The organism is Ensifer adhaerens (assembly GCF_000697965.2).
Taxonomy (GTDB): Bacteria; Pseudomonadota; Alphaproteobacteria; order Rhizobiales; family Rhizobiaceae; genus Ensifer; species Ensifer adhaerens.
In genome coordinates, this window is the sequence record NZ_CP015880.1 from 1,728,365 (window position 1) to 1,740,278 (window position 11,914).

Sequence of the window (11,914 nt, forward strand, 5' to 3'; positions counted from 1 at the left end):
TGCTCCCTTCTCTCTTTTCCGCACCCGCGCCATCGGCTACACCAAGGCGAAAGCAATGGGAGTATTCGGAAAATGGCAAAGGTTGCATTCATCGGTCTCGGCGTCATGGGCTACCCCATGGCCGGTCACCTCAAGGTCCGCGGCGGTCACGAGCTGACGGTCTATAACCGCACCTTCGCCAAGGCCGAAAAGTGGGCGGCCGAGTTCGGTGGTCGCGCGGCGCGTACCCCGGCAGAGGCCGCCGATGGCGCCGATTTCGTCTTCTGCTGCGTCGGCAACGACGACGACCTGCGCTCTGTAACGACGGCCAAGGACGGCGCCTTCGAAAAGCTGGAGGCCAACGCCGTCTTCATCGACAACACCACGGCCTCCGCTGAGGTCGCCCGCGAACTCTACGAAGCGGCCAAGGCCCGCAATGCCCACTTCGTCGATGCCCCGGTCTCCGGCGGCCAGGCAGGCGCCGAAAACGGCGTTCTGACGGTGATGTGCGGCGGCGACGAAGCCGCCTTCGATCGCGCCAAGCCGGTCATTGAAGCCTTTGCCCGCATGGTCGGCCTGATGGGTCCGGCCGGTGCCGGCCAGATCACCAAGATGATCAACCAGATCTGCATTGCCGGCCTCGTCCAGGGGCTCGCCGAAGGCATCCACTTCGGCAAGAAGGCGGGTCTCGACATCGAGAAGGTCGTCGACGTCATCTCCAAGGGGGCAGCCGGCTCCTGGCAGATGGAAAACCGTCACAAGACGATGAATGCCGGCAAGTACGACTTCGGCTTCGCCGTCGACTGGATGCGCAAGGACCTCGACATCGTGCTCGCCGAAGCCCGCCGCAACGGCGCCAAGCTGCCGGTGACCGCGCTGGTCGACCAGTTCTACGGCGATGTGCAGGAAATGGGCGGCAACCGTTGGGATACGTCCTCGCTGCTCGCCCGCCTCGAAAAGTGAGCCTTAGCCCGTCCTCGACCGCGGGCGAGATCATCGCTCACCTGCGGTCTCTCGGCTCTGAAGACAATCTCGCCGGCATGGCGCGTTTCGGTATCGTCACCGACGCCGCCATCGGGCTTTCCAACGTCGAGCTTCACAAGATCACCCGGCTGGTGAAGACCGATCACCGCCGGGCGCTGGCGCTCTGGCAAACCGGCATTCGCGAGGCGCGCATCCTGGCCGCCTTCACCGCCGATCCGAAAGTACTGACGCTCGACGAGGCGCGCCTTTGGGCGGAAGATTGCAATTCCTGGGAAGTGGTCGATACCGTCGCCGACCTTTTTATTGCCGCGCGCTTCGAGCGCGAACTGATTCCGGAATTTGCCGCCGACGAACGGGAATTCGTCCGCCGCATCGCCTTTGCGATGATCGCGACGGCTGCGGTTCACCTGAAGAAAGAACCGGACGCAGCGCTTCTCGGCTGGCTGCCGTTGATCGAGCAGCATTCCGGCGACGAGCGCAACTTCGTGAAGAAAGCGGTCAACTGGGCGCTCCGGCAGATCGGCAAGCGCAACGCCGCCTGCCACGGCCCGGCCCTTGCGCTTGCGAAGCGACTGGCGGAAAGCTCGAACCGCGCCGCCCGCTGGACGGGCAAGGACGCGGTTCGCGAACTGTCGAACGACAAGATCCTGGCAAGGCTTGGCCTCGCCTGAGTCTGCTAGCTGAGGTCAGTCCTCGCTGGACTTCGCCTGGTCGATCATCATGTAGTCGAGCGGCAGCTCGGTCGTATACTTGATCTGCTCCATGGCGAAGACGGAGGAAACGTCGCGGATCTCGATCTTGGCGATCATGCGCTTGTAGAAGGCGTCATAAGCGGCGATGTCAGGCACGACGACACGCAGCAGATAGTCCACGTCGCCACTCATGCGGTAGAACTCGACGACTTCCGGAAATTCGGACACTACCTCGGAGAAGCGGCGCAACCACTCCATCGAATGGGAGTTCGTACGGATCGACACGAAGACCGTGACCTTGGTGTTGATCTTCACCGGATCGAGCAGCGCGACGCGGCGGCGGATGACGCCGTCCTCTTCCATCTTCTGGATACGCCGCCAGCACGGCGTGGTCGAAAGCCCGACCTTCTTGGCAAGGTCGGCAACGGCCAGCGTGGAATCCTCCTGCAGCAGGCGCAGGATTTTGCGGTCTAGGCGATCCATAAAAGTCCCTCTCGAATTATTTTTCCCTCTATAGCGCGAAATTGATGAAGATAAAGAAAATTGTTTCAGTTCGTGAGAACGAAAACACGTTCGCGCAAGAAGGGCAGTACGTCCGCTTCGAACCAGGGATTTCGCTTCAGCCAGCCGGTGTTGCGCCAGCTCGGATGCGGCAACGGCAGGATCGCCGGCACGGCGTTGCGCATCGCGTAGCGCCGCCAGTTCTTCACCGTCTCGGTCATCGATTTCGGACAGTCCGGGCCGATATGCCAGCGTTGCGCATAGTGGCCGATCGCCAGCACCAGCTCCACCTGCGGCATCTGCTCCATCACCCGGTGGCGCCAAAGCGGCGCGCATTCGCGCCGCGGAGGCAAGTCGCTGCCATGCGCGTCATAGCCCGGAAAGCAAAAACCCATCGGCACGATCGCGAATTTCTCCGGATCGTAGAAGCTCTCGCGATCGACAGCCAGCCATTGCCGCAGCCGATCGCCGGACGCATCGTTGAACGGCAGACCGCTGTCATGCACGCGCAGTCCGGGCGCCTGCCCGGCGATCAGGATGCGCGCCGCGGTGGAGATCACCGCCACCGGCCGCGGCTCGTGCGGCAGCCGGTCGGCCTCGCCACGCAGCGGGCTGTCGCGACAGATGCGACAGGCCGCAATTTCCGCCCGCAACCGTTCGAGGTGAGCAATGCGGTCGTCAGGCATCGGCGATACCGGAAAAAAGTGCGGTCAGGCGTTCGAGCAGCCAGCTGCGGATCGCCGCAAGCCAGCCATCGATGAGGTGCGGCCCCTCGTCGGGATGACCGTTCGTCCGGCGCCACTCCTGCGGTTTCACGAACTCGCCGGCCCAGAGCCCGCGCTGCTCCCGTTCTGCCCTTGCCTCCTCAGCCTCATAGCGCCCGTAGCTCACCGCATAGCCCGAAAGCACCATCTCGCGCCCGACATCGCGGTGGGCAGCATCGCAAACGCCGAGCTCGCGGCCGTATTTGTCCCGGCCGTGAAACCGACAGCGCACATCACCTGCCGAGACGAGCGCCCGCAATCTGTCGCGCGCCTCGCGGCCGCAGTCCCAGGCGACGCCGTCGCGCCTGCAGGTCTGGTCGAGCTCCGGCGCGTCGATACCCTCGATGCGGACGCGTTTACCGTCGATCCGCAGGCTGTCGCCGTCGCTCGCGATCGCCGCGCCCCGTGCCGAACCGGTCGCAGATCGCTCTCCGACGGGCAGCCTGTCGGCGACAAAGGCGCCGATCGCCAAGAGGATGAGAATGATCCATCCGCCGGCCATGCCGCCACGTCCGCCGGACGGCGCATGACCGCGGGACCTGCCGCGGCCCTTGGGAAACCGATATGTCGTCCGTCCGAATTTCACGCCTGCCCTAACCTCGATTGCCGCGGGACTGCCTCGCAGACCAGCGCGTCATAAACATGGTCGATTCCAAAAGATTAGAGAAGGAACCTCACACGCAGCGCGATCCATCACGACCTGAACACGGCTGCGCCACAATGGTTGTCGAATCCTTCACGCACCGCAGCAACTTCTTAAGGATTGCTCACTAGACTGCAACGCAATCGCAACCGTCGCATATGAGCATGAGTATCGCTGCCAGCACATCGACCGATAAGATTATCGTCGACAAATCGCGTAGCCATCGAAACAAGGCCGTTTCGAGGACGGTCCGCGCGACGCGTGAGCGGCTGCAGACAGGCTCGTCGGTGCCCTCGGGCTTCGAGCGCGAGATGCTCAATCTCTACATCGACAGTGCTCTGCATGGCGCGATCGCCATTCCGGTGCTTGTTACGCTGATTGCGGCGGTCGGCATCTATCTCTCCGGCAATCTCGGTTTCGTCCTCTGGGCGGTCATGACGCTCTCGGCCCATGCCGTCACGCTCTTCTTTGCGCGCAAGGCACGCCGGGAAGACATCAGCGCCGAGAAGGTTCCGGTCTGGCGCCGCCGCTTCCTGCTCGGCCAGGTGCTGATGGGCCTCTGCTGGGCGACCTTCGTCACACAGGATTGCGCGAGCTGCGGCAACGTGCGCTTCGGCTTCTTCGAGGGCACGGTGCTGCTGGTCGCGCTTGCTGCGACCGCCATGGGCACGTTCCTGCTGCGCAATGCGCTCCTTTACACTTTCGCCCCGGTCGTGGCAGCCCTCGCCTTTGCATCGCTCACGACCGGCGACGTGATCTATATGGGGCTCACCGGCGTCATCTCGCTGTCGCTGCTCTTTCTGGTGCTGATGACGGATCGCATGAACCGCGCAAGCGTGCACATCCTCTCCGTTCAATCGGAAAAGGACGACCTGATCGCGGAACTCGAAGTTGCAAAGTCGATGTCCGACGAAGCCCGCCGGCGTGCCGAAGAGGCAAACCTCGCCAAGTCGCGCTTCCTCGCATCCATGTCGCACGAGCTGCGCACGCCGCTGAACGCCATTCTCGGCTTCTCCGAGGTGATGTCGACAGAGGTTCTGGGCCCGCTCAGCAACCCGACCTACAAGGAATACACCAACGACATCCACCGCTCTGGCGAGCACCTGCTGAACCTCATCAACGAGATCCTCGACCTGTCGCGCATCGAGGCCGGCCGCTACGACCTCAACGAGGATTCGGTCAGCCTGGTCGATATTGCCGAGGATTGCATCGGCATGGTGCAACTGAAGGCCCGCGCCAAGAACATCACCATCCACCAGCAGTTCGAACACGGCATGCCCTCGGTCTGGATCGACGAAAAGTCGATGCGCCAGGTCATTCTCAATCTGCTGTCGAATGCCGTGAAGTTCACCAATACCGGCGGCGAAGTCACCTTCAAGGTCGGCTGGACCGCGGGCGGCGGCCAGTATCTCTCGATCAAGGACAACGGCCCCGGCATTCCCGAGGAAGAAATCCCGATCGTGCTCTCGGCCTTCGGCCAGGGCTCGATCGCCATCAAGAGTGCCGAACAGGGCACGGGCCTCGGCCTGCCGATCGTCCAGGCCATCCTCGCCAAGCACAATGGCGAATTCATCCTGCGCTCGAAGCTGCGCGAAGGTACAGAGGCGATCGCCATCCTGCCGGCGCGCCGCGTGCTCGAAAGCCTGCCGGCGATCGAGGATGTCGCAGCCCCGGTTCGCCGCCGCAAGAGCTTCGCCTGATCCATGCACATCGAAACGCAGCGCCTCAGGCTTCGGGCCTGGGAAGGACGCGATATCGCGCCTTTCGCTCTTGCCAATGCCGATCCCGAAGTCCGGCGCTACTATTATCCGGCCATTCTGACGCGCAACGAAACGGCAACGATGATTGCCGACTGCGCCCGCCATCTCGCCGATCGCGGATTCGGCTTCCTCGCCGTTGAACGCAAATCCGATGGTGCGCTGATCGGCGGTCTCGGCCTTTCTGAGGCTGGAGACGAAATCCCCGGCGGACCGCATGTCGAAATCGGCTGGATCCTTGCCCGCCCGTACTGGCGGCAAGGATACGCGCTGGAAGCGGCGAGCGCCTGCCTGGACCATGCATGGCGCACACTCGGCCTTGCCGAGGTTATCGGCTATACCTCGCGCATCAACCAGCCTTCGCGGGCGCTGATGGAAAGATTGGGCATGCGCTCGGATCCGGCTGATGATTTCGACGACGTCACGGTACCCGGGGGCAACCCGCTGCGTCCGCATGTGCTTTATCGGGTGAAGGCGCCGGCCCGCTAGCCGGTCAGTTCATGAAGCCGTCGAAGATCACGACATAGGCGGCATAGACACCGTTGGCGACAATCAGGCAGAGGCAGGCGAAGGAGCCGAGATCCTTGGCGTTCTTACCCATTTCCGAGATTTCGGGAGAAACGCGATCGACAATTTCCTCGATTGCCGTGTTGATCGCCTCGAAGGCCATCATCAGCAGGAACAGGATCGCCATCGCCACATATTGGAAGAAGGTTGCGCCGACGATGATGAAAGCGATCATCGCGGCGGCAAAGGCGATCAGCTCGTGGCGAAAGGCAGCCTCGCCGATCAGCCGCTTGGCGCCGCCGAGCGAATAGCTCGCAGCGGCAAAGAGATGCCGAATGCCGGTCTGCTTCTCGACAGGACCCGTCTGTCCAATGCGGTGCGTGGTGTTCTTGGCGTCCATTTCGTCTCGACAGGGCTTGAAACTGTGCTTGCTTCGACATCGTGATTGAGGCGAATGCAAGGCGGTCTCGGTTGCAGGCACCCAAGACTATAGCTAGGGCGCGCATTTGCGCTTTGGATAGGCGAGAAGGACGCATCCATCAAGGCCCGGCACGCGACAGCTTCGCGCCCGTGACAGGCCTTGGACAGAAACCGGCCGGCCTTCCTGCAAAGCCCGGCCGGAACTTCACTATTCCTTGTTGCTGACGCCGGCCTGGGCAAAGGTCGCCATGCCGCTGTGGCAAGCGGCCGCCGCCTTGACGATACCGGCGGCAAGGGCCGCGCCCGTGCCTTCGCCAAGCCGCATGCCGAGTGCCAGCAGCGGCGTCTTGCCGAGCTTCTCGATCGCGCGCAGATGCCCCGGTTCGCCCGAAACATGGCCGATCAGGCAATGGTCGAGGGCCGACGGGTTGGCCGCCTTCAGGATCGAAGCCGCAGCGGTCGCCACGTAGCCGTCGATGATGACAGGTACCTTCTGGACGCGGGCGGCCAGGATGGCGCCAGCCATGGCCGCGATCTCACGACCGCCGAGGCGACGCATCAGTTCGAGCGGATCGGACAGGTGATCGCGATGCAGCGCCACGGCCTTTTCGACCGCGGCGATCTTGCGCTTCAGCACCTCGCCCTCGGAGCCGGTACCCGGACCGACCCATTCTTCGGCCGTGCCACCATAAAGGCCGAGATTGATCGCGGCCGCGATCGTGGTGTTGCCGATGCCCATTTCGCCGATGCACAGAAGATCCGTGCCGCCGGCAATCGCCTCCATGCCAAAGGCCATGGTCGCGGCGCAATCGCGCTCGGACAGCGCGGCTTCCTCGGTGATATCACCGGTCGGGTATTCGAGTGCGAGGTCGAAGACCTTCAGCCCGAGGTCGTGGCTGACGCAGATCTGGTTGATCGCAGCGCCACCGGCGGCAAAATTCTCGACCATCTGTGCGGTGACGGATGACGGGAACGGGGTCACCCCCTGGCGGGTGACGCCGTGGTTGCCGGCAAAGATCGCCACCAGCGGCCGGTTGACCACCGGCGCCTTGCCCGTCCAGGCGGCGAGCCAGAAGGCGATTTCCTCGAGGCGGCCGAGCGCGCCCGGCGGCTTCGTCAGCTGGGCGTCCCGCTCCCGCGCGGCAACGAGGGCTGCCGCATCCGGGCCCGGCAGGTTGCGCAACAATTCGCGAAAATCATCAAACGGCAGGCCGCTGGCACTCATGGGAGGAATCCTTGCATCATCGTGAAGCTCTATCTACGCCCCTCATAGAGGGCGCCGAAAATTCGGGCAACGACATTTGCGCCAATCGGCGTCGCCGTCTCGATCCGCGAGCGGTCGCAGACGGCCTATGAAAGGTCTGGGAAAAGTGTGCGCGGCCCTCGCGGGTGCGCCCGCCCGGCTTGCGAGACTCGCCGCAGTCGGCGAGTTTGGCAGCGGCCGGGTCAATGGCCGCAACCTTGGAGGAGCCATGGGCTTCGTTGGCGATTTCTGTGACGATGTGGCGCGGTCGATCGGCTTTCTCAGCCGCATCCCGATGCCTGCGCGTCATTTCGAAGGTTATGACGGGCGCTTGAGCCGTGCCGTGCGCGCCTTCCCGTTCGCCGGCCTGGCGATCGCACTGCCATCGGCGGCCGTCGCCATGGCCCTCATGGCGCTGCAGGTGAGCTCGCTCTTTGCCGCCTTTGTCGTCGTCGCCATCCAGGCGCTTGTCACCGGCGCACTGCACGAAGACGGGCTTGGCGACACGGCCGATGGCTTTGGCGGCGGTCGCGACCGCGAAGCGGCGCTTGCGATCATGAAGGACAGCCGCATCGGCACCTATGCGGCCGTCGCCCTCATCCTCTCCTTCGGCCTGCGCGTCTCGGCGTTCGCCTCGATCCTGCCGCTCTTTTCGCCGCTGGGCGCCGCCATGGCGATCCTTGGCGCAGCGTGCCTCAGCCGCGCCGCCATGGTCTGGCACTGGTCGTCGCTTCCGCCGGCGCGCAGCAGCGGCGTCGCGGCCTCGGCTGGCGAGCCGGAACCGGCGGCCACGCGCTTCGCGCTTGCCTTCGGACTTCTTGTCGCAATGCTGCTCTTCTATCTCGCGCAGGTCCCGGCGCTCGGCGTCATCGCGGCGCTCGTCGCATTCCTTGCCACGGTCAAGGGCTTCGCTCGGCTGGCGATGCGCAAGATCGGCGGACAAACGGGCGACACGATCGGGGCGACGCAGCAACTGACCGAAATCGCCGTGCTCGGTGCCCTTGCGCTGACGGTTTGAAACATCGATATATCAAGGGAAAACTGAGCACGCCCATGGAATCTCCCTGCATTCTCGTCTGTTCGATCGATGACAAGACCGGCTACTGTTTCGGCTGCGGCCGTACCCGCGACGAAGTCGGACGCTGGACGCTCTATACCGATGCCGAACGCCGCGCGATCATGAGCGCGTTGCCTGCACGGCTTGAGACCGTCGAACGCAAGCCGCGGCGCGAAACCCGACGCACGCGCATGGCGAGGGAACGCGGCGAAGCATGACCCGTCTTGCCATCCTGCTCTCGATCCTGGCCATCGGCCTCATCCTGCTGATCATCAACCACGACACCGGCCGCACCATGGGGCTTGCCAATGACCAGTTCGGGCAACTGGTCTCGCTCGGCGCCATCGCCACGCTGATCGGCGCCGGCATCCTGCAGAGCCGCCACCGCTTCGGCGAAGGCCTGCGTCAGATCGCCATCTGGCTCTTCGTCGTTCTGGCGCTGGTCTCGGCCTATGTCTACCGCTTCGAGTTGGAGGGCTTCGGTAACCGCCTGCTCGCCGGCCTCATCCCCGGCCGCGCCACCATCATCACTGACAGCGAGGGACAGCAGGAAGTGGTGCTGCAGAAGATGCTGAACGGTCATTTCGAGACCACTGCGACGGTCGACGGCAAGGACATCAGCATGCTGGTCGATACCGGCGCCAGCAACATCGCGCTCACCTATGAAGATGCGGAAAAGATCGGCCTCGACCCGGCCAACCTCAACTTTATCGTCACGGTCATGACAGCCAATGGCCGGGCCCAGGCAGCCCCCGTGATGCTTCAGGAGATCTCGATCGGCCCGATCACCCGCCGCAACATCGGCGCAACGGTCGCAGCCAAGGGCAAGCTCGATCAGAGCCTGCTCGGCATGAGCTTCCTGTCGACGCTGGAGATGCTGCAGATGCGTACCGACGAGCTGCGTCTGCGCGACTGACCGGCATCGGCCCCGGCGCGCGGTCGTGCCACGCATAGAAGCAAGGGGAGCACGGCATGGATTTCATGCGACTGCTGAAGTCGATCGAGGAACTGCTCTATGAGCTCGTCTGCTGGCTGCTGTTTTATCCGCTCACCCTGTGGCGCACGCTGCGCCACCCGCAGGCGATGATGCGCTATGCCGACGTCGAGCTCGGCGACGACCTGCCGGAGCAGTATTCGGATGCGCTGAGCCCGCCGCTTTTTCTGCTGATCACGCTGCTCTTGGCGCATGGGCTGGAGCTCGGCCTCGTCAGCCGCGCAGTTCCCTGGGCGCCGACGTCGCTGCTTGCCTCCGACTCCAACCTGCTGATGTTTCGGGCTGTCGCCTTCAGTATTCTGCCTCTGCTGATGGCCGTGAAGCTCTTGCGCAACAAGGGTGCCAAGCTGACACGCGAGACGCTGCGTCCGCCCTTCTTCAGCCAGTGCTACGTCACGGCACCCTTCGCTTTTGCCATCAGCCTCGGTGGCCAATTGCTCTTGGCCGGGCACAACGCCTTCACCACCGTCGGCGCCGCCTTCGTGGTCGCTTCGATCGTCTGGTACATCGTTGCCGAAACGCGCTGGTTCATGGCCGACCTCGGGCTCTCCGCCGTGCGGTCGCTCCTCCACGTCGTGGTCACGATTCTTCAGGCGCTGCTCGCGATGGCCGTCGCCAGCACGATCATCGCCTATGCCAGCGGAGCCGTGCCGGCGCTAGTACCCTGACGACCGATGGAAGTCAGTTACGCAGGCGGTAGCCGGTGCGGAAGATCCAGGCGAGCACCGACATGCAGACAGTCAGGAAGGCAATGATGATCACCGCGCTGAAGATCGGGTTGACGTCCGACACCTCGAAGAAGCTCCAGCGGAAACCGCTGATGAGGTACAGCACCGGGTTGAAATGGCTGACGGCCTGCCAGAAGGGCGGCAGCATCTTCACCGAATAGAAGCTGCCGCCGAGGAAGACGAGCGGCGGGATCACCAGCATGGGGATCAGGTTCAGTTGCTCGAAATCCTTGGCCCAGATGCCGATGATGAAGCCGAACAGGCTGAAGGAAATCGCCGTCAGCACGAAGAAGAAGACCATGACGAAGGGATGAGCGATCGTCAGATCGACGAAGAGCGATGCCGTCAGGAGAATGATCGTGCCGATCATCATCCCCTTGGTCGCCGCGGCGCCGACATAGCCGAGCACGATCTCCACCATCGAGACCGGCGAGGAAAGCACCTCGTAGATCGTGCCGGTGAATTTCGGGAAATAGATGCCGAAGGACCCGTTGCCGATGCACTGGGTCAGAAGCGTCAGCATCATCAGGCCGGGCGTGATGAAGGCGCCATAGGAAACGCCGTCGATCTCCTGGATGCGGCCGCCGATCGCCGCGCCGAAGACGATGAAATAGAGCGACGTGGAGATAACGGGCGACACCACGCTCTGCAGAAGTGTGCGGCGTGTGCGGGCCATCTCGAAGAAATAAATCGATTTGATCGCTTCGATGTTCATCGCCCTGCCCCCACGATTTCGACGAAAATGTCTTCCAACGAGCTCTGTCGCGTGGAAATGTCCTTGAGCCTGATGCCGGCTTCGGCCAAGGCGGCGAGCAAGGTGGTGATCCCGGTCCGCTCGGCGCTGGTGTCATAATCGTAGATCAGACAATGGCCGTCGCCTTCGAGCGTCAGGTTGTAACCCGAGAGCACGTCAGGCACGCCGTCCAGCGGATGGGCGAGATCGACGCGCAACTGCTTGCGCCCGAGCTTCGACATCAGCGCCGCCTTGTCTTCGACCAGCAGGATCTCGCCGCCGTTGATGACGCCGATGCGGTCGGCGATTTCTTCCGCCTCTTCGATGTAGTGCGTCGTCAGGATGATCGTCACGCCCGAGGCGCGCAGCCGCTCGACCACGTCCCACATGCTCTTGCGCAGGTTGACGTCGACGCCGGCCGTCGGCTCGTCGAGGAAGAGGACCCGCGGCTCATGCGACAGCGCCTTGGCGATCAGCACGCGCCGCTTCATGCCGCCCGAAAGCTCGCGCAACATGTTGTCCTTCTTGTCCCAGAGCGACAGGTCCTTCAGCACCTTTTCGATATGGGCGGGGTTCGGCTTCTTGCCGTGCAGCCCGCGGGAGAAGGTGACCGTGTTCCAGACGGTTTCGAAAGCGTCGGTGGTCAGCTCCTGCGGCACGAGCCCGATCATCGCGCGGGTCTCGCGGAAATCGCGCACCACGTCGTGCCCCCCGACCATCACCGTTCCGCCGCTCGGATTGACGATGCCGCAGATGATCGAGATCAGCGTCGTCTTGCCGGCGCCGTTCGGCCCGAGCAACGCCAGGATCTCGCCTTCCTCGATATCGAGGCTGACGCCCTTCAGCGCCTTGAAGCCGGAGGCATAAGTCTTCGACAGATTGGAAACGGAAACGATTGGCGCCATGAAAACT

General features: G+C 63.4%; 15 protein-coding genes. 8 read left to right on the forward strand and 7 right to left on the reverse strand.

Annotation, left to right across the window (positions count from 1 at the left end):
- Nucleotides 1–72 precede the first annotated feature (72 nt).
- Both FA04_RS08240 and FA04_RS08245 read left to right on the forward strand, forming a co-directional pair.
- Nucleotides 73–942, forward strand: a complete 870-nt coding sequence (locus FA04_RS08240; protein WP_034795156.1) for an NAD(P)-dependent oxidoreductase — start codon at nt 73–75, stop codon at nt 940–942.
- A complete protein-coding gene (locus tag FA04_RS08245; RefSeq protein ID WP_034795159.1) occupies nt 939–1,634 on the forward strand; it encodes a DNA alkylation repair protein in 696 nt (231 codons plus the stop codon). Before FA04_RS08240 ends, FA04_RS08245 begins: the two co-directional genes overlap by 4 nt.
- A gap of 15 nt (nt 1,635–1,649) precedes the next feature.
- On the opposite strand, the gene FA04_RS08250 is transcribed toward FA04_RS08245, so the two are convergent.
- From FA04_RS08250 to FA04_RS08260, 3 genes are all read right to left on the reverse strand, one after another.
- Nucleotides 1,650–2,138, reverse strand: coding sequence for an Lrp/AsnC family transcriptional regulator (locus tag FA04_RS08250; protein WP_034795162.1), 489 nt, complete (start codon nt 2,136–2,138; stop codon nt 1,650–1,652).
- Nucleotides 2,139–2,203: 65 nt separating this feature from the next.
- The gene (locus tag FA04_RS08255; RefSeq protein ID WP_034795165.1) at nt 2,204–2,842 is read right to left on the reverse strand and encodes a uracil-DNA glycosylase family protein; all 639 of its coding nucleotides are present in this window, start codon (nt 2,840–2,842) and stop codon (nt 2,204–2,206) included.
- The gene (locus FA04_RS08260; protein ID WP_034795169.1) at nt 2,835–3,422 is read right to left on the reverse strand and encodes a thermonuclease family protein; all 588 of its coding nucleotides are present in this window, start codon (nt 3,420–3,422) and stop codon (nt 2,835–2,837) included. Before FA04_RS08260 ends, FA04_RS08255 begins: the two co-directional genes overlap by 8 nt.
- Before the next feature lie 305 nt (nt 3,423–3,727).
- On the opposite strand from FA04_RS08260, the gene FA04_RS08265 reads away from it, so the two are divergent.
- The gene (locus FA04_RS08265; RefSeq protein ID WP_034795304.1) at nt 3,728–5,263 is read left to right on the forward strand and encodes a sensor histidine kinase; all 1,536 of its coding nucleotides are present in this window, start codon (nt 3,728–3,730) and stop codon (nt 5,261–5,263) included.
- Between the two features lie 3 nt (nt 5,264–5,266).
- Nucleotides 5,267–5,809, forward strand: a complete 543-nt coding sequence (locus FA04_RS08270) for a GNAT family N-acetyltransferase (RefSeq protein WP_034795172.1) — start codon at nt 5,267–5,269, stop codon at nt 5,807–5,809.
- Nucleotides 5,810–5,813: 4 nt separating this feature from the next.
- On the opposite strand, the gene FA04_RS08275 is transcribed toward FA04_RS08270, so the two are convergent.
- Nucleotides 5,814–6,227: a diacylglycerol kinase gene (locus tag FA04_RS08275; RefSeq protein ID WP_034795175.1), complete on the reverse strand. Its 414-nt coding sequence runs from the start codon at nt 6,225–6,227 to the stop codon at nt 5,814–5,816.
- Between the two features lie 228 nt (nt 6,228–6,455).
- A complete protein-coding gene (gene cobT / locus FA04_RS08280) occupies nt 6,456–7,472 on the reverse strand; it encodes a nicotinate-nucleotide--dimethylbenzimidazole phosphoribosyltransferase (protein WP_034795180.1) in 1,017 nt (338 codons plus the stop codon).
- A 247-nt stretch (nt 7,473–7,719) separates the two neighbouring features.
- Here cobT and FA04_RS08285 point away from each other — a divergent pair, with 247 nt between their 5' ends.
- Genes FA04_RS08285 through FA04_RS08300 form a run of 4 tightly spaced genes read left to right on the forward strand, consistent with a single transcriptional unit; the run spans nt 7,720 to nt 10,209 of the window.
- The gene (locus tag FA04_RS08285; RefSeq protein ID WP_034795183.1) at nt 7,720–8,508 is read left to right on the forward strand and encodes an adenosylcobinamide-GDP ribazoletransferase; all 789 of its coding nucleotides are present in this window, start codon (nt 7,720–7,722) and stop codon (nt 8,506–8,508) included.
- A 35-nt stretch (nt 8,509–8,543) separates the two neighbouring features.
- Nucleotides 8,544–8,765, forward strand: coding sequence for a DUF1289 domain-containing protein (locus FA04_RS08290; RefSeq protein ID WP_034795186.1), 222 nt, complete (start codon nt 8,544–8,546; stop codon nt 8,763–8,765).
- Nucleotides 8,762–9,463 carry a retropepsin-like aspartic protease family protein gene (locus tag FA04_RS08295; protein ID WP_034795190.1) on the forward strand — a complete coding sequence of 234 codons (702 nt, stop codon included), beginning with the start codon at nt 8,762–8,764 and terminating at the stop codon, nt 9,461–9,463. Before FA04_RS08290 ends, FA04_RS08295 begins: the two co-directional genes overlap by 4 nt.
- Before the next feature lie 56 nt (nt 9,464–9,519).
- Nucleotides 9,520–10,209 carry a hypothetical protein gene (locus FA04_RS08300; protein WP_034795206.1) on the forward strand — a complete coding sequence of 230 codons (690 nt, stop codon included), beginning with the start codon at nt 9,520–9,522 and terminating at the stop codon, nt 10,207–10,209.
- Between the two features lie 13 nt (nt 10,210–10,222).
- Here FA04_RS08300 and FA04_RS08305 read toward each other — a convergent pair whose 3' ends face one another.
- Both FA04_RS08305 and FA04_RS08310 read right to left on the reverse strand, forming a co-directional pair.
- The gene (locus FA04_RS08305; protein WP_034795209.1) at nt 10,223–10,984 is read right to left on the reverse strand and encodes an ABC transporter permease; all 762 of its coding nucleotides are present in this window, start codon (nt 10,982–10,984) and stop codon (nt 10,223–10,225) included.
- Entirely contained in the window at nt 10,981–11,907 is a 927-nt protein-coding gene (locus FA04_RS08310; RefSeq protein WP_034795212.1) for an ABC transporter ATP-binding protein, read from the reverse strand. The genes FA04_RS08305 and FA04_RS08310 overlap by 4 nt, the downstream gene beginning before the upstream one ends.
- Nucleotides 11,908–11,914 lie beyond the last annotated feature (7 nt).